Source organism: Frankia sp. AgB32 (genome assembly GCF_023243045.1).
Taxonomy (GTDB): domain Bacteria; phylum Actinomycetota; class Actinomycetes; order Frankiales; family Frankiaceae; genus Frankia.
This window is the reverse complement of the sequence record NZ_JALKFX010000028.1, coordinates 17275-40669: the sequence shown is the minus strand read 5'-3', so window position 1 is coordinate 40669 and position 23395 is coordinate 17275. Positions and strand designations below refer to the sequence as shown.

Below are 23395 nucleotides of genomic sequence, written 5' to 3'. Positions count from 1 at the left end.
AAAGGCAGGGCCGCCGTATGCCCACCGTTGAGCTGCGGTTCGCCGCGCTGGACGGGCACGTCCGAACCGCTCGAATGATCGCCACGGCGGTCAGTCGACGGGCGGGCATCCCCGTCGGCGCGGCCGACGAGATCAAACTTGCGGTCACGGAAGCATGCGCCCGGGCGGTGCGGGTCAACCGCAAGCACGCGCCGACGTCCCCGGTGCACGTGGCGCTCATCGACGCGCCTGACTCCTTCACCATCAAGGTCGCGGACTGCGGCCGGACCTGGGACGAGGTCGCGGCCGGACCGGACGGCGGGCTGGCCCCCGCGTCCACCCTGCTCGACCTCGAGCCCACGTCGGATGATCCGCCCTGGTGGGCCGCGGCGACGGACGATGACAGCGACGACGGTGGTGGCTTTCCGCCCGGCCTCGGACTCGCACTCATCGAGGGACTCGTCGACGAGGTCGAGGTCACCCGCGGCCCCGACGGTGTGGGCACGGTCGTCGCCATGACGTGGCACCTCGGCCTCGACGCCGCGCTCGCCAAGCACTCCTGACCCGTCACACCGGCGGTCGACCGCCCGGCCGCCGTCACCGGCGGCCGGGCATCTGCGTCTCACGCGTTGACGGCCTCGACGCGGGCGAACCCCGCCAGCGGCCAGCCTGGACCCTGCGGCGGACTTCCGCGATGACCGGCGACGGAGCCTGAATGTCGCCACACATAGCCCGGAAGCCGAAATTCCCGACAAAACAGCATGGGCGAAGATTGCCGTGGTTTGCGCGAATGATCCGGCCTGAGAGCCCAAATTCGGCGACCGCGCCGTCAGCCAGAGAAAAAGCAGCGCGCGTCACATCGATGTGATTAGACTCCGCCGCATCTCGCGGACGGTTGGACGACCGTCGGGGATTCCCCATGTGCTCCCAGGACGAGCCACCGGATGCATCGAAATCGGGATGAATCCGACGGATCTCAACCCGGACGTCGCCCGATGCGGCGGCCGGCCACCTTCTATCCGTACGGTCCGCATTTACCGAACTGGCACTGACGGGCCATCCGGGCAGGGGTGGAGGGCGCACGGAGAAGACCGGGAGGAGCCATGTCCCCGACCCAAGCCCTCCAGTCGGAGAGCACTGGAATCAACCTTAGTGGCGGATCCCTAGGCCTGGTCGCCGGTGTGGCGATCGTCGCAGCCCTCGCGCTCGTCGTGGCCGGTTACCTGGCACGGGAGGTGCTGGCCGCGGATCCCGGCACCACCCGGATGGTGGAGGTGGGCCGCGCGGTGCAGGAGGGTGCCGCCGCCTATCTGAGACGGCAGTTCCGGACGTTGGCCGGATTTGTCGTCGTCATCCCGTTCGTGCTGCTTGTTCTTCCGGCGGACGACACCGGAGCCAAGGTCGGGCGGTCAGTTTTCTTCGTCATCGGAGCGCTCTTCTCGGCGCTCGTCGGATTCGTCGGGATGTCGCTCGCGACCCGCGCGAACACCCGCACGGCGGCGGCAGCCATGACGCAGGGCGAGCGGGCCGCGGTCCGCATCGCGTTTCGGACCGGCGGCGTCGTCGGAATGTTCACCGTCGGCCTCGGCCTGCTCGGCGCGGCCGTCGTCGTCCTTGTCTTCCGGGACACCGCACCGCAGGTCCTGGAGGGATTCGGATTCGGCGCCGCCCTGCTGGCGATGTTCATGCGGGTCGGTGGCGGCATCTTCACCAAGGCGGCGGACGTCGGGGCGGACCTGGTCGGCAAGGTCGAGCAGGGGATCCCGGAAGACGACCCCCGTAATGCCGCGACGATTGCCGACAACGTCGGCGACAACGTCGGCGACTGCGCCGGCATGGCCGCCGACCTCTTCGAGTCCTACGCCGTCACCCTCGTCGCCGCGCTCATCCTCGGGGTCAGCGCGTTCGGCGAGCGCGGCCTCGTCTTCCCGCTGCTGATTCCGGCGGTCGGGGTCATCACGGCCGTGATCGGGATCTTCGCGGTATCACCGCGTCCCGGCGACCGCACGGGGATGTCGGCGATCAACCGGGGCTTCTTCGTCTCCGCCGTGGTCTCGGCGATCGGCGTGGTGATCGTTTCGTGGCTGTACCTCCCGACGAGTTTCGACGGCTTTCCCGGGCTGGCCGCCAGCACCCAGTCGGGCAATCCCCGCGTGATCGCGATCAGCGCGGTGCTCATCGGTGTCGCTCTCGCCGCCGCCATCCAGGTCCTGACCGGCTACTTCACCGAGACCTCCCGCCGGCCCGTGCAGGACATCGCCCGGGCATCCAACACCGGGCCCGCCACGAACATCCTCGCCGGCATCGGCGTGGGGCTGGAGTCGGCCGTCTACTCGGCGCTGCTGATCGCCGCGGCCGTCTTCGGTGCCTACCTGCTCGGCTCTGGCAGCGTGACGATCGCGCTGTTCGCGGTGGCGCTGGCCGGCACCGGCCTGCTGACCACGGTCGGCGTGATCGTCTCGATGGACACCTTCGGCCCGGTGAGCGACAACGCCCAGGGCATCGCCGAGATGTCCGGCGAGATGGACGAGGCCGGCGGCGCGATCCTCACCTCCCTCGACGCCGTCGGCAACACGACGAAGGCCATCACGAAGGGCATCGCGATCGCGACCGCGGTCCTGGCCGCGACGGCGCTGTTCGGCTCCTTCACGGACACCGTGACCACCGCGCTCGCGGCGGCGGGCGTAAGCCCGGAGGCCGGCCGCGGCACCGTCGGCGGGCTGAACATCGCCTATCCCGACGCCCTGGTCGGACTGGTGATCGGCGCGGCTGTCGTGTTTCTCTTCTCGGGGCTCGCGATCAACGCGGTCGGGCGGGCCGCCGGCCGGGTGGTGCTCGAGGTCCGCAAGCAGTTCCGCTCCAGGCCCGGCATCATGTCCGGCACCGAGCGACCCGACTACGGCGCGGTCGTGGACATCTGCACGCGCGATTCGCTGCGTGAGCTGATCACCCCGGGCACGTTGGCGGTGCTGGCCCCGATCGCGGTCGGCTTCGGCCTCGGGTATCCCCCGCTTGGGGCATTCCTTGGCGGCGCGATCGCCGGCGGCGTCCTGATGGCGGTGTTCCTCGCCAACTCCGGCGGCGCCTGGGACAACGCGAAGAAGCTGGTCGAGGACGGCTCGTACGGCGGCAAGGGCTCGGAGGTCCATGCCGCCACCGTGATCGGCGACACAGTGGGCGACCCGTTCAAGGACACGGCCGGCCCGGCCATCAACCCGCTGCTCAAGGTCATGAACCTGGTCAGCCTGCTGATCGCGCCGACGGTGGTGAAGTACTCGGTCGGAGTCGACCGCAACACGCCGCTGCGGGTCGCGGTCGCGCTCGTCGCGGTCGCCGCCATCGCGGCGGCGATCGTTGTGTCCCGGCGTCGAGGCTCGACGATCGGTGATGATCCAACGGTCGCGCAGCCGACACCACGCGACCCCGAGAAGATCAACGCCTGATCAGGCTGCCCGCCGGCCCGGCAGACCAGGCCGGGCCGGCGGAGCCGCATCGGCCGACCCGGCACACGGTGCGTGGGTGGCGCGGTGCGTGAATCCAGTCGCCACGCCCTGCCCACTTCATGCTTTCGTGGGACTACGTAGGGTGTCATCGGCGGGCCGGAGTTGGGGCGGCCGGTGCGGCCGTGTTACACCGTCGTGCGGGCCCTGACGGGCCGTCGAGGCATGATCGGGAATACCCGGGGTAGGCGTCGGACCACCCGGCGATGCCTGGACGGGAAGCTCCGCACATCCCGACGGCGGCGTACGGTCTGGCGGGGCGGCGCTCTCACTCCGGCAACCGCCGCCCGCCCGATCAGCACTCGCCGGATGCCCGTTCGGAACCATGCGAGAACCAGAACCACGCTCCGCCCGAGCAACATCCGCCATATCCGGGACCTACGCTCCGGAGGGTCGACCTACGCTTCGCCCACCGGGCACCGCATTGAGCACGCCGCAGCGAGGAGAGAAGTGCCACCGCGCACGAAGACGACGACACGGACGACCGCGCGGTCTTCCGCACCGGTCGCCGAGGCCAGCGAGCCCGCGGCAAACGGCGCACCGCCGAGTCCCGGCGCGAGCGTGACCTCGGCCGAGGTGCCCCCGGCCGCGCGCACGGCCGACCAGGCCGCCCCGAGCCCGAGCCGGACCGCGACGGGTCGGACCACCCGGCGGGCCGGCAGCCGAACGGCGGCGGCCGGTTCGAGCGGCTCCGCCAGCGAGGATGCCGAGCCCAGTCCCGGGTCGGGAACCCGGCTGGTGATCGTCGAGTCCCCGGCCAAGGCGAAGACGATCGCCGCCTACCTGGGCCCGGGCTGGCAGGTGGAGTCGAGCATCGGGCACATTCGTGATCTCCCGCGCAGCGCGGCCGATGTCCCGGCGGCGCACCGCGGCAAGCCGTGGGCCCGGCTCGGCGTCGACGTCGACAACGACTTCGAGCCGCTCTACGTCGTCACGCCGGACAAGAAGCTGCAGGTCAGCAAGCTCAAGGCGCTCGTCAAGGACGCCACCGAGCTGTATCTCGCGACAGACGAGGACCGCGAGGGCGAGGCCATCGCCTGGCACCTGCTCCAGACGCTGAAGCCGACGGTGCCGGTCAAGCGGATGGTCTTCCACGAGATCACCCCGCAGGCCATCCTCCGCGCCGTCGACAACCCGCGGGAGATCGACGAGAACCTCGTCAACGCGCAGGAGACCCGCCGCATCCTGGACCGGCTCTACGGCTACGAGGTCTCCCCCGTGCTGTGGAAGAAGGTCATGCCGAAGCTGTCGGCGGGCCGGGTGCAGAGCGTCGCGACCCGGGTCCTCGTCGAGCGGGAGCGGGCCCGGATGCGGTTCCGCGCCGCCGAGTACTGGAACATCGAGGGCCTGTTCGGGGCGACCGTCGCCCGCGACGGCTGGGCCGCCGACCCGGACGGCAACGGTTCACCGACCGCCGGCAAGGCCGGCGCCGGGGTGGAACGCACCCCGCTGCCGGCCACCCTGGTCGCGCTCGACGGCAGCCGGATCGCCACCGGCCGGGACTTCGCCCCCACCGGCGAGCTGACCACGGCGGGCGTCACCCGGCTCGACGAGCAGGGCGCGCGTGAACTCGCCGAGCGCCTCGCCGACGCGGCGTTCGCCGTGCGCTCGGTGGAGACGAAGCCGTACCGCCGCTCCCCGTACCCGCCGTTCATGACCTCGACGCTGCAGCAGGAAGCCGGGCGCAAGCTGCGGTACTCCAGCCAGCGCACCATGCAGATCGCGCAGCGGCTGTACGAGAACGGCTACATCACCTACATGCGAACGGACTCGACGAACCTGTCCGAGACCGCGCTCACCGCGGCCAGGGCGCAGGCCCAGACGCTGTACGGCGCGGAGTACGTGCCGGCGAAGCCCCGCACGTACACCAAGAAGGTCAAGAATGCCCAGGAGGCGCACGAGGCGATCCGTCCCGCCGGCGACCATTTCCGCACCCCGGGCGAGGTGCGCGGCGAACTGGACACCGACTCGTACCGCCTCTACGAGCTGATCTGGCAGCGCACCGTCGCCAGCCAGATGGCCGACGCCCGCGGCACCAGCGCCACGATCCGCCTCGGCGCGACCTCGTCGGCCGGGGAGAACGCCGAGTTCTCCGCCTCCGGCAAGGTCATCACCTTCCCCGGGTTCCTGCGCGCCTACGTCGAGGGCGCCGACGACCCGGACGCGGAGCTCGAGGACCGCGAACGCCGCCTGCCCGACGTGCGCGAGGGCGACCCGTTGACGACCCGGTCGCTGATGCCGCGCGGGCACAGCACCAGCCCGCCGCCCCGCTTCACCGAGGCGAGCCTGGTGAAGACGCTGGAGGAGCTCGGGATCGGCCGGCCGTCGACCTACGCGTCGATCATCGGCACCATCCAGGACCGCGGCTACGTGTGGAAGAAGGGCTCGGCGCTGGTCCCGAGCTTCGTCGCCTTCGCCGTCGTCGGCCTGCTGGAGGACCATTTCGGACGGCTGGTCGACTACCGGTTCACCGCGTCGATGGAGGACGACCTCGACGACATCGCCGCCGGCACGGCGGCGTCCACCGACTGGCTGACCCGCTTCTACTTCGGCAATGGCGTCGGTGGTGGTGGTGACGGCGCCGCCGCGGTCGCCGACCCGGGGTTGAAGACGCTGGTCAGCGAGCGGCTGGGCGAGATCGACGCCCGGGAGGTGAACTCGATCCCGCTCGGCGCGTCCGAGGACGGCACCACGGTGGTGGTCCGGGTCGGCCGGTATGGCCCCTACGTCCAGCACGGCGAGGGCCGGGCCAGCGTTCCCGACGACCTCGCGCCCGATGAGCTGACCGTCGAGCGGGCCCTGGAGCTGCTGGCGGCGCCCAGCGGCGACCGGGAGCTCGGGGTGGACCCGGCGAGTGGCGCGACCATCACCGCGAAGGCCGGGCGGTTCGGGCCGTATGTCACCACCGACACGGATCCGCCGCGCACGTCCAGCCTGCTGCGCACCATGTCGCTGGAGACGCTGACCCTCGACGACGCCGTGCGACTGCTGTCACTGCCGCGCAACCTCGGCGCCGCCGAGGACGGCGAGGAGGTGACCGCGCAGAACGGCCGCTACGGCCCGTATGTGAAGAAGGGCGCCGAAAGCCGGTCCCTGGAGTCCGAGGAGCAGTTGTTCAGCGTCACCATGGCCGAGGCGCTGGCGCTGCTCGCGCAGCCCAAGGCCCGGGGCCGCCGGCAGGCCGCGCAGACACCGCCGCTGCGCGAGCTGGGCACCGACCCGGCCACCGAGCGGCCGATGGTTGTCCGCGAGGGCCGCTTCGGGCCGTACGTGACCGACGGGGAGACCAACGCGAGCCTGCGCAAGGGCGACGCCGTCGAGACGATCAGCGATGCGCGCGCGGCGGAGCTGCTCGCCGACCGCCGTGCCCGCGGACCGGCCCCGAAGCGCGCCACCCGCGCCGGCGCGAAGTCCACCCCGGCCAAGTCCGGAACCGCCAAGTCCGGAACCGCCAAGTCCGGAACCGCCAAGTCCGGAACCGCCAAGTCCGGTACCACCAAGTCCGGAACCGCCAAGTCCGGGACGTCGAAGGCCGCCGCGTCGAAGGCCGGCGCTGCCAGGACGGCCACCGGCAAGTCCGGCGCGGCGAAGTCCACCGCGGCGAAGTCCACCGCGAAGAAGAGCAGCACCGGAAAGGCCGCAGCCACGAAGTCCGACGCGGCGGATCCCGACACCGGCGCGGTTGGTGACGACGCCCGTCAGGCGGACTGATGGTCCCGCCGATCGGCCGGTCCCACGGATCGGCCGACACGGCGCGGGCTGAGCCTGTCGTGGCGTTCCCGGCCGCCTCGGTCGCGCCGATCAGTGCTGCCGAGCACGCTGCCGCCACCGACCCCGCGGGCTCGCCGGCCGAGCCCGCTGCCAGCGTCCCGGACGGCGACGCCGCAGCCGGGCCTGCGGCGCCCGTGGACGACTCCCGGCCGGCCGACCCCCCGGCGGGTGCCTCACCGGGCAATCCCGCGGCAGGTGCCGGACGTCGCTCGCGGCTGGGACGCCGGCCCGCGGGCGGGACGGAGACGGCCGGTCGCCGTCGCTCCTGCGCGCGGCGCATTCCGAGCCGGCACCCCGTCACGACGGTTCCCTCCCCGCCGCCCCGGTCGGGCGGCGCGACCGGAGACGACAGCGACATCCGGGCCGTCCTGCGCATCCCCGAGTTCCGCCGGATGTGGATCCAGCTCAGCCTGTCCAGCCTTGGCGACTGGCTGGGCCTGCTGGCCACGACCGCCCTGGTCACCCAGCTGCAGACGAGTTTTTCCGGGCAGGCCTACGCGATCGGCACGCTGCTGATCGTCCGGCTGATGCCCGCGCTGATCCTCGGGCCGCTGGCCGGGGCGCTCGCCGACCGCCTGGACCGCCGGCTGACCATGGTCGTCACCGACGTGATCCGGTTCGGGCTGTTCGCGTCCATCCCGATCATCGGCACGCTGCAGTGGCTGCTCATCGCGTCGTTCCTGGTGGAGGCGGTCACACTGGTGTGGGCGCCGGCGAAGGACGCCAGCGTCCCGCACCTGGTGCCGCGGGAGCGGCTCGCCGCCGCCAACACCCTCAGCCTGATCATGACGTACGGCACGGCGCCGCTCGCCGCCGCGATCTTCACGCTGCTCTCGACGATCTCGCGGACGCTGGGCTCCAGCGTCTCGTTCTTCCGGGACTCGTCGGTCGACCTGGCCCTCTACTTCAACGCCGCGACGTTCCTCGGCTCGGCCGTCGTCATCTGGGGCCTGCGCGGTATCGGCCGGGCGGCCCGTCCGGAGGCCGGTCCCGAGCCCGGCTTCCTCGCCTCGATCACCGAGGGCTGGCGCTACGTCGGGCAGGACCGGCTGGTCCGCGGCCTGGTCGTCGGCATCCTGGGCGGGTTCGCCGGCGCCGGCTGCGTGATTGCCCTCGGCCGGCTCTACGTCGAGATCCTCGGCGGCGGCGACTCGGCGTACGGCGTGCTGTTCGGCGCGGTGTTCGTCGGCCTGGCCGCCGGGATGGGCGCCGGCCCGAAGCTGCTCGGCGACTACAGCAGAACCCGCCTGTTCGGCGTCTGCGTGACGGGCGCCGGCGTCACCCTCGTTGTCGTCGCCGTCATCCCGAACCTCGTCATCGCGTGCATCCTGGTCGTCGCGGTCGGCGCGTTCGCCGGCGTCGCCTGGGTCACGGGTTACACGCTGCTGCAGGCCGAAGTGTCCGACGAACTGCGGGGACGCACGTTCGCGCTGGTGCAGTCGCTGGTCCGCATCGACCTGTTGCTGGTGCTCGCTGCGGCACCCGGCCTGGTCGGCCTCATCGGCTCGCACGGCATCCACCTCTGGGGGGACATCACCGTTCGTGCCGATGGTGTGACCGTCGTGCTCCTCTGTGGTGGACTGCTCGCGGTGGCCGTCGGCCTGTTCGCCTACCGCCAGATGGACGAGCAGGCCGGGATCGCGGTCTGGCCCGAGCTGTGGAACGCGCTGCGCGGACGCCGGCCCACGCCGACGCGGCCCCGCCACGCCGGCCTGTTCATCGCCGTCGAGGGGATCGAGGGCGCCGGCCGCACCACCCAGGTGGAGATGCTGCGGTCGTGGCTCGCCGAGCACGGCCGCGAGGTTGTCATCACGAGCGAGTCCGGCGGAACCGAGACCGGCGCCGGGCTGCGTTCGCTGCTGTTCGATCCGGCCGCCCGGCTGCACGCCCGCACCGAGGCCCTGCTGGCCGCCGCGGACCGCGCCGAGCACGTGGCCCGGGTCATCGAGCCGGCTCTGGCCAGGGGCGCAATAGTCGTGACCGACCGCTACACCGATTCCTCGCTCGCCGGCCAGCCCGTCAGCCCGGCCACCGGCGCCGACGACGTCGCTATGATCAACATGTGGGCGACGCAGGCCCTCGTCCCCGACCTGACCGTCCTGCTCGACCTCCCCGCGGAGGTGGGGATGCGCCGAGCGAACGCCCTCACCACGGCCCTGACCGACCCCACGAGCCCGAACGACACAGGATCCCCGAACGACACGGCAACCCCGAACGGCACAGCAACCCCGAACGACGCGGTTCGGGCCGCGGACATCGACGACGAGGTGCTCGCCCACCAGCGGCAGCTACGCGACGGCCTGCGCCGACTCGCCCAGGACCCGACGCGGCGCTACCTCGTCGTGGACGCGACCCGTCCCCGGGACGAGATCCACGGCGAGATCCGGGCCGCGGTGGCCAGCAAGCTCGCCCTCGCGGCCAAGCCCGCACCGGTCTGAGCCCGCACCGGTCTGAGCCCGCCGTCCCGGCCCCTTCCCGCCGGGCCGGTGTCCGGCGCGGGGCATGATGTGCGGATGACGGTCTGGGACGCGCTGGTGGGGCAGGACGCGGTCGTCGCGACGCTGCGGGCCGCCGCCGCGGCCGCCCGGTCCGGCTCGACGACCGGTCCAGGCGCCACGGGCGGACAGCGGTCCGGGATGACCCATTCCTGGCTGTTCACGGGTCCGGCGGGCGCCGGCCGGGAGGACGCGGCCCGCGCCTTCGCCGCGAGCCTGAGCTGCGAACGGGAGCCTCCGGGCTGCGGAGAGTGCCCGGGCTGCCACACGGTGCTCACCGACACTGCCACCGATCTTCGTACCGTCACCCCCGAGGGCCTCTCCCTCGGAGTGAAGGACGTCCGTGCCCTGGTTCGGGACGCGGCGAGCGCCCCGGCCGGCGGCCGGTGGCGGATCCTACTGTTGACCGAGGCGGACAGGCTCACCGAGTCCGCGGCGAACGCGCTGCTCAAGGCATTGGAGGAACCGGCGGAGCGAGCGGTGTTCCTGTTGTGTGCGCCGTCGGTCGAGGACGTCCTGCCCACCATCCGGTCCCGCTGCCGGACGGTCGCCCTGCGCCTGCCCGCCGCTGCCGACGTGCGGGCCATGCTCCTGCGCGACGGCGTCGACGAGCGCACCGCGCGGGCAGTGGCAGCGGCGTCCCAGGGCCACCTGGGTTTCGCGCGCCGCCTGGCAACCGACGAGGCGGCCCGGGCCCACCGGACGGCGGTGCTGCGCATCCCGACCCGGCTGGGCCGCGTCGGCGACTGCCTGGCGGCGGCCGCGGCCCTGGTCGAGGCGGCCACCGCCGACGCCGAGGCGGCCAACGCCGAACGGGACGAGGCCGAGACCGCGGCGTTGAAGACCGCCCTCGGGGTCGGCGCGACCGCGGCGGGCGGCCGGTCGGCGTCGGCCCGCGCCCCGAAGGCCGGCGCCAAGGCCCGCGCGATGACGGTCCGCGGCGCCGTCGGCGCGCTCAAGGAACTCGAACGCAACCAGAAGAGCCGGGGCCGCCGCACGGTCCTGGACTCCCTGGACCGGGCCCTGGTGGACCTCGCCGGGCTGTACCGCGACGTGCTTGCCGAGCAGCTCGGCGCGCCGGTCGAGCCGATCCATCCCGACCATGCGGCCGACGCCGCCAGCCTGGGCGCGGCCTCGACGCCCGAGCGGACGCTGCGGCGGCTGGAGGCCGTGCTGGCGACCCGGTCGGCCCTGGCCGACAATCCCGGGCTCGTGCCGCTGCTCGCCGTCGAGTCGCTCGTCCTGGCCCTGCGCGAGGACTGACGTTCGGCGCCGGGCGGCCCGCGAGTCAGGCGAAAGCGCCCACGTGCCGGTCAGCCGGGCATATTCTGATCCGCGGCACGGTCCGGTCGGTGCGCGCGCCAGGAGGTGAGGGCCGGATGCCGATGATGTGCGCGGTGGCGTTCTCCCCGCGCGGCCGGCTCTACTACGCCGATCCGGGTGAGCTCACGCCGCGGGTCGGTGACCGGGTGCTCGTGCCCACCGACGCCGGGCCGGAGGTCGCCACCTGCATGTGGGCGCCCCAGTGGGTGTCGGAGGAGATCGGGGAACTGCCGGTGCTGGCCGGGCTGGCGGGGCAGGACGCCGTGGACCGCGCCGAGACGTCGCGGCGCCGCCGCGCCCAGGCCCGGGTCGCCGCGCGGCGGCTCGCCCGCGAGCACCACCTGGCCATGAAGATCGTCGGGGTGGACCACACACCCGACTCCGGCGCCTTCACCATCTACTTCACCGCGGACGGCCGGGTCGACTTCCGGGAGCTGGTCCGGGATCTCAACCGCACGCTCGCCGCCCGGGTGCACCTGCGGCAGCTCTCGGCCCGCGACAGCGCCCGGGTCCAGGGCGGCATCGGTTCCTGCGGGCGGGACCTGTGCTGCGCCACGTTCCTCACCGACTTCGAGCCGGTGAGCCTACGGATGGCCCGCGATCAGGACCTGGCGCTCAACCCGATGCGTATCAGCGGCGCCTGCGGGCGGCTGATGTGCTGCCTGCGCTACGAACACCCGTTGTACGAGGAGTTCGCCGACGCTGTTCCCGCCGTCGGTGAGCGGGCCCGCACGCCGGCGGGCGAGGGCCGGGTCGTGCGGCACGACGTGCCCCGTCAGGAGGTGGTCGTCGCGCTGGACGGCGGGGGGCGGAGCTCCTGTGCACGGGCGTCGGTGTGCCCCTCCCGGCAGGCACACGACGCCGCCCACGGGCCGGCCGACGATCACGGGTCGAAGCGGTAGCCCATCCCGCGCAGGGTGGTGACGAGCCGACGCTGCGGCGGACGCCCTTCCACCTTCGTGCGGACCCGTCGAACATGCTCGGTGACGGTGGCGGGGTCCTGGAATCGGGTTCCCCAGACCTGTTCGAGCAGTTCCTCCCGGCTGAACACCCGTCGCGGGTGGCGGGCGAGGAACGCCAGCAGCTCGTACTCACGCGCGGTCAGGTCGATGCGTTCACCCGCGACCGCGACCTCGCGGGCGCGCAGGTCGATGGAGACGTCCCCGTAGACCAGCGGGTCGTTGCCGTCGCCGCTGCGCTGGGGCGGCGGCTCGGCCGGCCGGCGGCGCAGCCGGGCCCGGACCCGGGCGACCAGCTCCCGCAGGGAGTAGGGCTTCACGACGTAGTCGTCGGCACCCAGCTCCAGGCCGACCACCCGGTCGACCTCCTCGGCGCGCCCGGTGAGCATGATCACCGGCACTTCGCTCGTCTGGCGCAGGCGGCTGAGCACCGCGAACCCGTCCATCCGCGGCATCGCCACGTCCAGCACAACCAGATCGATCTCCGTCGTCTGGAAAAGGCGCAGCGCGGCTTCGCCGTCCGCGGCCTCCAGCACGCGATAGCCGAATCTCTCCAGGCTTCGCGCAAGTGCTACGCGAGATGCCTCATCGTCCTCGGCGACGAGGAGTGAGGCTCCTCGCGTCGTCGCTGCAGGCGCAGCGTCCCCGGCCCCGGTCATGGAGCGAAACCCTACGCATCCTCTCCGGAACCACTGCGACCGGGGTGGCGATTTGCGCCCTTCGACACGCCAATGTGAGCAAATTCTTGCCAGAAGCAACTGTTTACTTACTTTAAGTAGCGAAAATGTGGGGTCGTGCCAGCCCCCACCCACCGGCGAACCCGCGCCGGAACCGGCCTGCGGCCACCGTCAGCGTCGACCCGGAGCGCCGTCTGGCATACTCAACCCCGGCCGGCAACTTCCCGGCCGATCGCCGGAGTAGCTCAGTGGCAGAGCAATCGCCTCGTAAGCGATAGGTCGCGGGTTCAATCCCCGCCTCCGGCTCACACCCCGTCTGACCAGGGCCGGACCAAACTAGCAGCGATCACGCTGGAGTAGCGCACCGGTCCGAGTCCTCAACTAAGTGCCACAGACGTCCCCGGGCCGAGTTGCGTCCGCTTCCGAGCCCGTACGCGAGGCCGCCCACGAGCCCGACCACCCCGCCCAGGAGCCCGATCGCGAGCCGGCCCAAGGGCCCGCCCCCGAACCCGCCTCAGAACCCGCTCAGGAGCCCGAGCCCGGCCACAAGCCCGCCCGCGAGCACACTGTTCCGATCCTGGACCAGGACGGTCCTGGGGGTTGCCGGGCAGCCCGGGTGAGCTAGCGGTGCGCGATCATTCGGCAGAGGTGTCGTGACCCCGTTGGCGTACATCGGCGGTTCGATTCCCGTCGCCGGCCCGCGCTCCCCGGCAATCATGGTCCGCCGACAGACCCGCGGCCGTCGCCGTCCCGGAGCACAGAGCACCGCCAGAAGCGACGTTCGCCTCTCCATCCACGCGACCCGTCCGGGCCGGTGCATGAAGAGGCGTCGCCGTCGTGCGGGTCGGCCGGTCACGCGGACTTCGGCTCGGCCTCCTCGTGCTCGCCGGACTCCTGTGCCTCGGCGTCGCGCAGCCGCTTGATCGAGGCGAGGATCTCCCGCTCGGCCTCCTTGCGGTCCACCCAGGAGGCGCCCTCGACCGACTTGCCGGGCTCCAGATCCTTGTAGACCTCGAAGAAGTGCTGGATCTCCAGACGGTCGAACTCCGGCAGGTGCCGCAGGTCCCGCAGGTGCTCCTGGCGGACGTCCGCCACCGGGACGCACAGCACCTTGTCGTCCGGGCCCTTCTCGTCGGTCATCTCGAACATGCCGATCGTCCGGCAGCGCACGAGACAGCCGGGGAAGGTCGGCTCCTCCAGCAGGACCAGCGCGTCCAGTGGATCACCGTCCCGCCCGAGAGTCCCCTCGATGAAGCCGTAGTCCGAGGGGTAGTGGGTGGAGGTGAACAGCATCCGGTCAAGCCGGATACGCCCGGTGTGGTGATCCATCTCGTACTTGTTGCGCTGCCCCTTGGGGATCTCGATGGTCACATCGAACTCAAGGTCCACTCCGCTCCCTGTCTCCTTCATGCTCAGGCCCGCCCGGTCCGTTCCGGGCGGCTGCCACGTGTGCGCCGCTCCCGGCCGCCGGCGCTGGCCGGCCGCCGTTCGCGCGGGCGGCCGGGCGTGGGTAGCCCGCGCCGGTTACGCGCCACGGCCCCGGCGGTACCCGGACGGGTACCGCGCATGACGACCGCTACCCCTCCCAGTCTCGCGGACGCCACCCCCCGCCCGAGCCACCCGGTCGGCATCGCCACAACGCGATGCCGCACGGTTCGCCCAACCGGATGGTTCTGGCCGGTGCCCGCCGGGCACGGCATCGACTCCCCCGCCTCCGGCCGCGCCACCGGGCGCTTCTGTCCTGGTCTGCCGAGTCCACGGCAGGCAGTCCGGTGACAGTCCTCGCGGAGCACCGCCGGGCTGGCACCTCGTGCCATACGGTGACACACCCCGACCGGTGACCGCCACCGCGGACGTCGGCCCGCACTCCGGCCCGCACCGGCCGAACGGCGGCAACGGCCACGCAGCCGGGCCACGTGACCCCGCAGGCGGCACGGCTTGCGTAGTGTCCGGCGAGTGACCTCACCCGCGCCGGTCGCCCGGACAGGTGCGCTGACCGCGCTCGCCGGCGCCCTGCTCGCCGGTTCCCTGGCCGCGGGCCCCGCCGCCGGTCGCCCGGCCGCCGCGCTGGGCGCCGGGGCGCCCACCAGCGCCCGCACGATCCTCACGGGCCTCGATCCCGCGGCGCCCACACCCAGCCCCACGGCTCTCACCGCCCGGCTCGCCGGTCCGCTCAGGGACCCCGTCCTGGCCGGGCCGGCCGCGTTCGTCGTCGACGCGCTGACCGGGAAGGTGCTGCTCGACGTCCGGGGACGGACGCCGGCCACCCCGGCCTCCACGCTCAAGACCGCGGTCGCCACGGCGGCCCTCGCCACGTTTCCCGACACCCGGCTGCGGACGTCGGTGGTCTACAGCCCGCCCGCCGGCGGCGCCGCGACGGCGCCGGGCGGCACCCTGTGGCTGGTCGGTGCCGGCGATCCGACGCTCACCGCCTCCCCAGCGTCCGACGACTACCCGACGCTCGCCCGGCTCGCGGACCTCGTCACCCAGGTCCGCGCCGCGGGCATCACCTCCGTCAGCCGGGTGGTCGGCGACGCGTCGCTGTTCGCGGGCCCTGACCGGGCGCCCGGCTGGCGCGACAACTACGTGACCGACGGCGACGTCGCACCGGTGTCCGCGCTCGAGCTGGACGCGGGACGCCCGGCTCCCGGTGCCACGGGACCGCGCGCCGCCGATCCGCCGGCGGCGGCGACGGCCGCGTTCGCCGGGGCGCTCACGGCGGCGGGGATCCACGTCGGCTCGGTCGGCACGGGGCGGGCCGAGCCGTCGGCCCACCAGCTCGCCGCCGTGGACAGCCCGCCGGTCCGGGTCCTCGTCGGGAAGATGCTGTCGGAGTCGGACAACGATCTGGCCGAAAGCCTGGGCCGGCTGCTCGCTCGCCACCGCGGTCTGCCCGCGTCGTTCGCCGGGGCGGTCCGCGCCGTGACCGGCACCCTCACCGAGCTGGGCCTGCCCACGGCGGGGGCGACCCTGTACGACGTCAGCGGACTGTCCACAGGCGACCTGATCGAGCCCGCGACCCTCGTCGCGCTGCTGCGGGCGGCCGTCCTCCCCGTCCGCCCCGCGCTGCGCGATCTGCTCACCGGGCTGCCCGTGGCCGGTTTCTCCGGGACCCTCGGCGACCGGTTCGGCTCCGGCGACACCGCGGCGGGGGCCGGCGAGGTACGGGCGAAAACCGGCACTCTGCGCAACGTCAGCAGCCTCGCCGGCCAGGTCGTGGACGCCGACGGCCGGCTGCTGCTGTTCGCGTTCCTCTCCCCGGCCGAGGAGGCCGGCGGGACCAAGACCGCGCTGGACCGGATCGCCACCGCCCTCGCCGGCTGCGGCTGCCAGGCGCCGGCGCGAGCGGCCGGCTCGCCCGCGCCGGCCCGCTGATCTCCGCCGCACCGGCACCGAACCAGCCTGTGGAACCAGCCCGCGCGGTCCATGCCGACCGTGCCGCGCCGGCCGGACACGCCGTCCCCGCCAGGTGTTCGATACACCAGCCCGGACCGGCATCCACGACGCGGGGGGCAGACCTGGGTCCAGCCCGGTACGCTCGGATTCGTGGATGCCGAGCTGGTCGACTGGGAACTCGCCGTGACGACGGCGAAGAAGCTGGTCCGCCCCGGCCCGCAGATCAGCCGTGAGCAGGCCGCCGAGGTCGTCGCCGAGCTGCGTCGTCTCGCGGTGGAAGCCGAGCGGCACGTCGAGGACTACACCCACCTCACGCCGGCCGGCGCGCCGACCCCGATCAACGTGGTGGACCGGCCCGAGTGGGTGCGCTCGAACGTGGCGGGCCTGCGCGTGCTGACCACCCCGTTGCTCAGCAAGCTCTCCGAGCAACAGCGCAGCAGGTTCTCGGCCGCCGTCGGGCGACGGGTCACCGGAGTCCAGCTCGGCACGGCGCTGGCGTACCTCGCCGGCAAGGTGCTCGGCCAGTTCGAGATCTTCCTTCCGCCCGAGGAGTATCTGGACGCTCAGGCGAAGTCGCTGGACGCCGACGCGGCGGCAGCGGTCGGCCGGCTCAGCCTCGTGGCGCCCAACATCGCCCACGCCGAGGCCACGATGGGCGTCGTGCCGCGGGACTTCCGGATGTGGGTGTGCCTGCACGAGCAGACCCACCGCAGCCAGTTCACCGCCGTGCCGTGGCTGCGAGCCCACCTCGAATCCGAGATCACCGCGTTCATCGAGGCCACCGACCTCGATCCGGATGTGCTCGCCGACCGGGTGCGCTCGGCGGTGGCGGCCCTGCGCGGAGCGGTGTTCGACCGCGGGCCGGACAGCCCGAGTGTCGTCGAGGCGCTGCAGACACCGGCACAGCGAGCCGTGCTCGACCGACTCCAGGCGATCATGACGTTGCTGGAGGGCCACGCGGACCAGGTGATGGACGCCGTGGGCCCCCGGGTCGTGCCGACCGTCGCCAACATCCGGTCGAAGTTCGAGGGCCGGCGCGACGGCGGCTCGCCGGTGGACAGGTTCATCCGGCGCCTGCTCGGCCTGGACCTGAAGCTTCAGCAGTACCGCCAGGGCGGCGCGTTCGTGCGGGCCGTCGTCGCCGAGGCGGGCGTGGGCGGCTTCAACACGGTGTGGGAGTCGCCGGCGACGCTGCCGACCCGGGCCGAGCTGACCGACCCGACCGCGTGGATGCAGCGCGTCCTGGGCAGTCGTCCGTCGATCTCGGCGTGACCGGCATGGCCCGCGGAGTCGTCGGCGTCTCCACGGTCCGGCCGCCCCGGTGATCTCCACGCTCACCGGCGATCATCCCGATGGTCCGCCGCGCGACCGCCCGAGCCGGGGTCCGATTCCCGCGGTGGCCGCCGTGCGGCTGGCGGTCCGCTCCGCCATCGCCGATCTCGACCCGGATGAACTGGTCCTCGTCGCCTGCTCCGGCGGGCCCGACTCGCTGGCACTGGCCGCGGCGCTCGCGTTTGTCGCCCCCCGGCGGGCACTGCGCGCCGGTCTGCTCGTCGTCGATCACGGTTGGGACGAGAACTCCACGACTCGCGCGCACGGCGTCGCGGACCTCGGCCGGGAGCTGGAGCTCCGGCCGGTCGAGGTGCTGTCCGCGCACACCCCGCGTTCGGAGGGCGCCGCCCGGGAGGCCCGCCGCACCGCGCTCTTCGCCGCGGCGGACCGGTTGGGTGCCCGCGCCGTGCTGCTCGGACACACCCTGGACGACCAGGCGGAGACCGTGCTGCTGCGGCTCGCCCGCGGTGCGGGGGCCCGGTCGCTCGGCGGCATGCGCCCCCGCGACGGCCTGCTGCGCCGGCCGCTGCTCGGCCTTCGCCGCACCGACACCCGCGCCGCCTGCGGCGCGCAGCGACTCGCGGTGTGGGACGACCCGACCAACGCCGACCGCGCCTTCGCGCGGGCGCGGGTGCGGCACAGTGTGCTGCCGCTGCTGGAAGCCGAGCTCGGCCCGGGCATCGCCGAATCGCTGGCCCGGGGCGCCACCCTGCTGCGGGCCGACGCGGACGCGCTGGACTCCACCGCCGCCGCCACGTTCGCCACCACTGCCACGTTCGCCACCACTGCCACCACTGCCGCCGGGTCCGCCGGCCCGGCTGGCGCCGAGGTCCGCTTCGAGGTCGGGGAACTGGCCGCCATGCCCGCCGCCGTGCGTGGGCGGGTGCTGCGCCGCGCCGCCGTCGACGTCGGATCATCCCCGTCGGCCCTGCTCGCCGAGCACATCTGGGCGGTGGAGGAGCTCGTGACCCGGTGGCGCGGCCAGAAACCGGTCCCGTTGCCGTCGGGCGTGCTCGCGCGCCGCTGGGCCGACCAGATCACACTGACCGGACCGGTGGTCGCGACGCGGTCACCGGTCGGATCGGCCGGCCGGGGACCGGGCAGCACCCCGTCGGCGTACACGGAGGAGGACGACCAGGTGAGTCAGGCCGCGACGACGACGCCCGACGCCGGCAGCCCACGCGACGACGCGCCGGCGACCAGCCCTCATCCCGACATCGACGAGGTCCTGGTATCCGCCGACGAGATCGCCGCGAAAATCGTCGAGCTCGCGACACGGGTCGACGCGGACTACGCCGGCCGGGAGATTCTGCTCGTCGGCGTGCTCAAGGGCGCCGTGATGGTGATGGCCGACCTCTCCCGGGCCCTGCAGGTGCCACTGACCATGGAGTTCATGGCAGTGTCGTCGTACGGGTCGTCGACATCGTCCTCAGGCGTGGTGCGCATCCTCAAGGACCTTGACCGGTCCATCGAAGGTCGGGACGTGCTCGTCGTCGAGGACATCATCGATTCCGGCCTGACCTTGTCCTGGCTGCTGAAGAACCTGCGCTCCCGGGGACCCGCCTCGCTGGAGGTGCTGGCGCTGTTCCGCAAGCCGGAAGCGCTCACCGTGGACATCGATGTCCGCTATGTCGGCTTTGATATTCCCAGCGCTTTTGTCGTGGGGTATGGCCTTGATTACTCAGAGTATTATCGCACTCTCCCGTTCGTCGGCACGCTGACGGCGGCGGCGATCGAGCGCGGTGCTCGCGGCTGACCGGCCGAGCGGGCGCGGACCGGGCGAACCGGGCGGGCCACCAACCTGGATGCACCCCGGTGGATCCCCGTGCGCCCCGGTCGGAACAGCACAGGCCGCCGATCCGTTGGTCGGATGTGCGCGCGGTGAGACACGCGCACCGGCGGTACCCTCGGCACAAGGGAATCCCGATCGAGGGCAGTACACACGTCAGGAGGGTGGAGCGCTCGTGTCCGGCGCTCCAGACAGATGACTCCAAGAAGAATCTTCCGCGGCTGGGTGCCACTACTGCTCCTGGTCCTGTTCGTGATCATCCTCACGACGGGCGTCTTGTCGGGTCCCAGTGAGTACGCCAAACGCGACCTGAACTTCGTCCAGCAACAGATCGACGATGGCAAGGTGGCGAAGGCCAAGATCCAGGACTCCAAGCAGCTCATCCAGATCCAGACGAAGGACGGCCGGAAGTACGCGTCGTCCTACGTCACCCAGCAGGGTGCCAATCTGGCCAATGAACTGCGGACCAGTCGGGTCCCGTACGACGTTTCGGTCGACCGCGGAAACATCCTGGTCTCCCTCCTGCTCAACCTGCTGCCGGTGCTGCTCGTGGTGCTCCTGCTGTTCTTCTTCATGAACCAGATGCAGGGCGGCGGCAACCGCGTCATGAACTTCGGCAAGTCCAAGGCGAAGCTCGTGAGCAAGGACACGCCCAAGACGACCTTCGGTGACGTGGCCGGCGCGGACGAGGCCATCGAGGAGCTCCAGGAGATCAAGGAGTTCCTGGAGAACCCGGCCAAGTTCCAGGCGATCGGCGCGAAGATCCCCAAGGGGGTCCTGCTCTACGGGCCGCCCGGAACCGGCAAGACCCTGCTCGCCCGGGCTGTCGCCGGCGAGGCGGGGGTGCCGTTCTACTCGATCTCGGGTTCCGACTTCGTCGAGATGTTCGTCGGTGTCGGCGCCAGCCGGGTCCGTGACCTGTTCGAGCAGGCCAAGGCGAACGCACCGGCGATCATCTTCGTCGACGAGATCGACGCCGTCGGCCGGCACCGCGGCGCCGGCCTCGGCGGTGGGCACGACGAGCGCGAGCAGACCCTCAACCAGCTCCTCGTCGAGATGGACGGGTTCGACGTCAAGGGCGGCGTTATCCTGATCGCCGCGACGAACCGGCCCGACATCCTCGACCCGGCGCTGCTGCGGCCCGGTCGGTTCGACCGGCAGATCGTCGTCGACCGGCCCGACCTGCTCGGCCGGGAGGCCATCCTGCGGGTGCACGCCAAGGGCAAGCCGATCGGCCCCGACGCCGACATGCTGATCATCGCTCGTCGGACCCCCGGCTTCACCGGTGCCGACCTGGCCAACGTGCTCAACGAGGCCGCGCTGCTGGCCGCCCGGTCGAACCTGAAGTTCATCTCCTCCGCGCTGTTGGAGGAGGCGATCGACCGGGTGATGGCCGGTCCGGAGCGCAAGACCCGCGCGATGAGCGACCGGGAGAAGAAGCGCATCGCCTACCACGAGGGCGGGCACGCACTCGTGGCCCACGCGCTGCCGAACGCGGACCCGGTGCACAAGGTCACGATCCTGCCCCGGGGCCGCGCGCTCGGCTACACGATGCAGCTCCCGCTGGAGGACAAGTACCTGTCCACCCGCTCGGAGATGCTGGACCGGCTCGCCGTCCTGCTCGGCGGTCGCACGGCCGAGGAGCTGGTCTTCCACGACCCGACCACAGGCGCCAGCGACGACATCGAGAAGGCCACCCAGATCTCCCGGGCGATGATCACCCAGTACGGGATGAGCGACAAGCTCGGCGCGATCAAGTTCGGCACCGAGAACAGCGAGGTGTTCCTCGGCAAGGAGGTCGGGCATCAGCGCGACTACTCCGAGGAGGTCGCCAGCGAGATCGACGTCGAGGTTCGGCGCCTGATCGAGTCGGCGCACGACGAGGCGTGGGAGGTGCTGGTCACCTACCGCGACGTGCTCGACAACCTCGTGCTGCGGCTGATGGACACGGAGACGCTGAGCAAGGACGAGGTCGCGGAGACCTTTGCGACGGTGGAGAAGCGCCCGGTGCGCGGTATTTACACCGGAGTGGGCCGGCGCATCCCGTCGGACCGCCCACCGGTGCAGACACCGGCCGAGCTGGGCCTCGTCCCCACCGCCGTCGCGGACCTGGTGAAGGAGCCCGGCCACGGCAGCGCCGGTAACGTCGGTCCCGGCCATGGCAATGGCCGGGACCGCGTCGGCCCGGCGGGCAACGGTGCGCCGGGAACGTCCGGTGTCGAGCCCACCGGCGCTCCGCACGGCAGCCAGGGCGGTTACGGCCCCGGCGGGAACGGCGGCCAGGGTGGCTACGGACCGCCGAGCGGGAATGGCGGTCCGGGCGGCCATGGTTATCCCCATGGCCAGGGGGCTCCGGGCAGCGAGGCGCCGCCCGACGGGCCACAGATCCACAACCCCTGGGCCCCGCCCTGGCCGAACGACGACGATAGGAGACGCCGTTGACGTCCGACTCCCACGACGGGTTCACCTCGGTGGACGAGGGGATGGACGCCGGCAGCACGGCATCGGACAGCTTCGGCGGCCCCGGCACCGGCGCCGCTACCGGCGCCGCTACTGGTGCCGGTCCGGCGGCCGCGGCCGCGAAGCGTGATCGGGCGCGCCCCCGGCAGGTACGCCCGTTCGACCACGAGCGGGTGGCCCGGGCCGTCCGTGAGCTGCTGATCGGCATCGGGGAGGACCCGGACCGGGAGGGCCTGCGCAAGACGCCCGACCGGGTCGCCCGCGCCTACCAGGAAGCGGTGGAAGGACTCGGCCGTGAGCCGAGCGAGGTCCTGACCACCGTTTTCGACGAGGGCCACGACGAGATGGTGCTCGTACGGGACATCGACTTCTCGTCGCTGTGTGAGCACCACCTGGTCGTCTTCTCCGGCCAGGCGCACGTCGCCTACATCCCGAACGACAAGGGTCAGATCACCGGCCTGTCGAAGCTGGCCCGGCTGGTGGACCTGTACGCCCGCCGGCCGCAGGTCCAGGAGCGGCTGACCTCCCAGGTCGCCGACGCGCTCGTCGACGTCCTCGAGCCCCGCGGGGTGATGGTCGTCGTCGAGGCGGAGCACCTGTGCATGTCGATGCGCGGTGTCCGCAAGCCAGGGGCGACCACGGTGACCTCGGCGGTTCGCGGCCAGTTCCTCAGCACCGCGACCCGTAGCGAGGGAATGTCCCTGATCCTGCGTGGCGGCGGCCGCGGCCGCTGACGACCCCCGGCGGCCCGCGACCTGCCCTGCACGCAGGGTGAACGCGGGCCGCCCGGCTGGAACTCGCCCGGCTGGAACTCGCCCGGCTGGAACTCGCCCGGCTGGAACTACAGCCGGCAGGCCTGAATGCCGGACACGAGGATGCCGCGGGCACCGATGTCCCACAGGTCGTCCATCGTCCGGTTGACGTCCGCCCGGAGCACCATCGCGCGCACCGCGACCCACTCCTCCCGCGCGAGCGGAGAGATCGTCGGCGACTCGTAGCCCGGCGTGATCGAACACGCCTTCTCCAGCACGGCCGTCGGGACGTCGTAGTCCATCATCACGTAGCGGCGGGCCACCAGAACGCCCTGCACCCGGCGCAGCAGCCGCTCGTGCCCGACCGACAGCACCGCACCACGCTTGGCGATGACGACCGCTTCGGAGCGCAGCACCGGCTCGCCCAGCAGTTCCAGCCCGGCGGCCCGCAGCGTGCGGCCGGTCTCGACCACGTCGGCCACCGCGTCCGCGACCCCGAGGCGAACCGCCGTCTCGACCGCGCCGTCCAGCGTCACGACCCCGGCCGGCGTGATCCCGCGACCGGCGAGGTCCGCCCGCACCAGCGCGGGGAACGACGTGGCGATCCGTTTGCCGTGCAGGTCGGCGACGTCCGCGTACTCGCCCTCCGGGGCCGCGTAGCGGAAGGTGGCGTGAGCGTAGCCGAGCGGCAGCAACTCCTCCGCCGCGGCGCTGCTGTCCAGCAGCAGATCACGCCCGGTGATCCCGAGATCGAGCCGTCCCGACCCGACATACACGGCGATATCGCGCGGTCGCAGGAAGAAGAACTCGATGTCGTTCTCGAGATCACTGACCACCAGCTCCGCGCCATCCCGCCGGGCCTCGTAGCCGGCGTCGGCAAGCAACTGGTTGGAGGCCGCGGACAGCGCCCCCTTGTTGGGAACCGCAATACGAAGCATCGTCACTACTCAGCGTCTACACGA

Annotated in this window: 13 protein-coding genes, 1 tRNA gene and 1 pseudogene; 12 read left to right on the top strand and 3 right to left on the bottom strand. The window is 72.3% G+C overall.

All coding sequences use genetic code 11. The features are described 5' to 3' along the window. Positions 1-17 precede the first annotated feature (17 nt). The 6 genes and pseudogenes from MXD60_RS11185 to MXD60_RS11155 form a co-directional block, all read left to right on the top strand. On the top strand, positions 18-542 hold the full coding sequence (locus tag MXD60_RS11185) for an ATP-binding protein (RefSeq protein ID WP_248818954.1): 525 nt from the start codon (positions 18-20) through the stop codon (positions 540-542). Between the two features lie 540 nt (positions 543-1082). Further along, positions 1083-3422: a sodium-translocating pyrophosphatase gene (locus tag MXD60_RS11180; RefSeq protein ID WP_248818953.1), complete on the top strand. Its 2340-nt coding sequence runs from the start codon at positions 1083-1085 to the stop codon at positions 3420-3422. 507 nt (positions 3423-3929) lie between these two features. Further along, positions 3930-7190: a type I DNA topoisomerase gene (gene topA, locus MXD60_RS11170; protein WP_518467741.1), complete on the top strand. Its 3261-nt coding sequence runs from the start codon at positions 3930-3932 to the stop codon at positions 7188-7190. After that, the gene (gene tmk, locus MXD60_RS11165; RefSeq protein WP_248818950.1) at positions 7190-9688 is read left to right on the top strand and encodes a dTMP kinase; all 2499 of its coding nucleotides are present in this window, start codon (positions 7190-7192) and stop codon (positions 9686-9688) included. Before topA ends, tmk begins: the two co-directional genes overlap by 1 nt. Positions 9689-9763: 75 nt before the next feature. Next, positions 9764-11008 (top strand): DNA polymerase III subunit delta', encoded by a 1245-nt coding sequence (locus MXD60_RS11160; protein ID WP_248818949.1) that lies wholly within the window; start codon positions 9764-9766, stop codon positions 11006-11008. 116 nt (positions 11009-11124) lie between these two features. Beyond that, positions 11125-11943: pseudogene (locus MXD60_RS11155) on the top strand (PSP1 domain-containing protein); the annotation flags it as partial. A gap of 8 nt (positions 11944-11951) precedes the next feature. Here MXD60_RS11155 and MXD60_RS11150 read toward each other — a convergent pair. Further along, positions 11952-12686 carry a response regulator transcription factor gene (locus MXD60_RS11150; protein ID WP_248818948.1) on the bottom strand — a complete coding sequence of 245 codons (735 nt, stop codon included), beginning with the start codon at positions 12684-12686 and terminating at the stop codon, positions 11952-11954. Between the two features lie 252 nt (positions 12687-12938). Between MXD60_RS11150 and MXD60_RS11145 the strand changes: the two genes are divergently transcribed. Continuing rightward, positions 12939-13010: transfer RNA gene (locus tag MXD60_RS11145), tRNA-Thr, on the top strand. 546 nt (positions 13011-13556) lie between these two features. Here the strand turns inward: MXD60_RS11145 and MXD60_RS11140 are convergent. Continuing rightward, positions 13557-14093: an inorganic diphosphatase gene (locus MXD60_RS11140; protein WP_308222438.1), complete on the bottom strand. Its 537-nt coding sequence runs from the start codon at positions 14091-14093 to the stop codon at positions 13557-13559. 567 nt (positions 14094-14660) lie between these two features. Between MXD60_RS11140 and dacB the strand changes: the two genes are divergently transcribed. The 5 genes from dacB (at position 14661) to folE (ending at position 22415) form a co-directional block, all read left to right on the top strand. Continuing rightward, positions 14661-16079 carry a D-alanyl-D-alanine carboxypeptidase/D-alanyl-D-alanine endopeptidase gene (gene dacB / locus MXD60_RS11135; protein WP_248818946.1) on the top strand — a complete coding sequence of 473 codons (1419 nt, stop codon included), beginning with the start codon at positions 14661-14663 and terminating at the stop codon, positions 16077-16079. Positions 16080-16250: 171 nt separating this feature from the next. Next, positions 16251-17372, top strand: coding sequence for an Rv3626c family coenzyme F420 biosynthesis-associated protein (locus tag MXD60_RS11130; protein WP_248818945.1), 1122 nt, complete (start codon positions 16251-16253; stop codon positions 17370-17372). A 52-nt stretch (positions 17373-17424) separates the two neighbouring features. Beyond that, positions 17425-19188 (top strand): hypoxanthine phosphoribosyltransferase, encoded by a 1764-nt coding sequence (hpt, locus tag MXD60_RS11125; protein ID WP_518467760.1) that lies wholly within the window; start codon positions 17425-17427, stop codon positions 19186-19188. A 228-nt stretch (positions 19189-19416) separates the two neighbouring features. Then, on the top strand, positions 19417-21663 hold the full coding sequence (gene ftsH / locus MXD60_RS11120; protein WP_248818944.1) for an ATP-dependent zinc metalloprotease FtsH: 2247 nt from the start codon (positions 19417-19419) through the stop codon (positions 21661-21663). After that, on the top strand, positions 21660-22415 hold the full coding sequence (gene folE, locus MXD60_RS11115; RefSeq protein WP_248818943.1) for a GTP cyclohydrolase I FolE: 756 nt from the start codon (positions 21660-21662) through the stop codon (positions 22413-22415). Before ftsH ends, folE begins: the two co-directional genes overlap by 4 nt. 107 nt (positions 22416-22522) lie before the next feature. Here folE and hisG read toward each other — a convergent pair whose 3' ends face one another. Beyond that, a complete protein-coding gene (hisG, locus tag MXD60_RS11110) occupies positions 22523-23371 on the bottom strand; it encodes an ATP phosphoribosyltransferase (RefSeq protein WP_248818942.1) in 849 nt (282 codons plus the stop codon). Positions 23372-23395 lie beyond the last annotated feature (24 nt).

Bases quoted from the DNA above. Each gene is read 5' to 3' on its own strand.
- MXD60_RS11160 (WP_248818949.1), top strand. From the start codon at position 9,764: ATGACGGTCTGGGACGCGCTGGTGGGGCAGGACGCGGTCGTCGCGACG.
- ftsH (WP_248818944.1), top strand. From the start codon at position 19,417: ATGACTCCAAGAAGAATCTTCCGCGGCTGGGTGCCACTACTGCTCCTG.
- MXD60_RS11185 (WP_248818954.1), top strand. From the start codon at position 18: ATGCCCACCGTTGAGCTGCGGTTCGCCGCGCTGGACGGGCACGTCCGA.
- MXD60_RS11180 (WP_248818953.1), top strand. From the start codon at position 1,083: ATGTCCCCGACCCAAGCCCTCCAGTCGGAGAGCACTGGAATCAACCTT.
- MXD60_RS11150 (WP_248818948.1), bottom strand. From the start codon at position 12,686: ATGACCGGGGCCGGGGACGCTGCGCCTGCAGCGACGACGCGAGGAGCC.
- hisG (WP_248818942.1), bottom strand. From the start codon at position 23,371: ATGCTTCGTATTGCGGTTCCCAACAAGGGGGCGCTGTCCGCGGCCTCC.
- tmk (WP_248818950.1), top strand. From the start codon at position 7,190: ATGGTCCCGCCGATCGGCCGGTCCCACGGATCGGCCGACACGGCGCGG.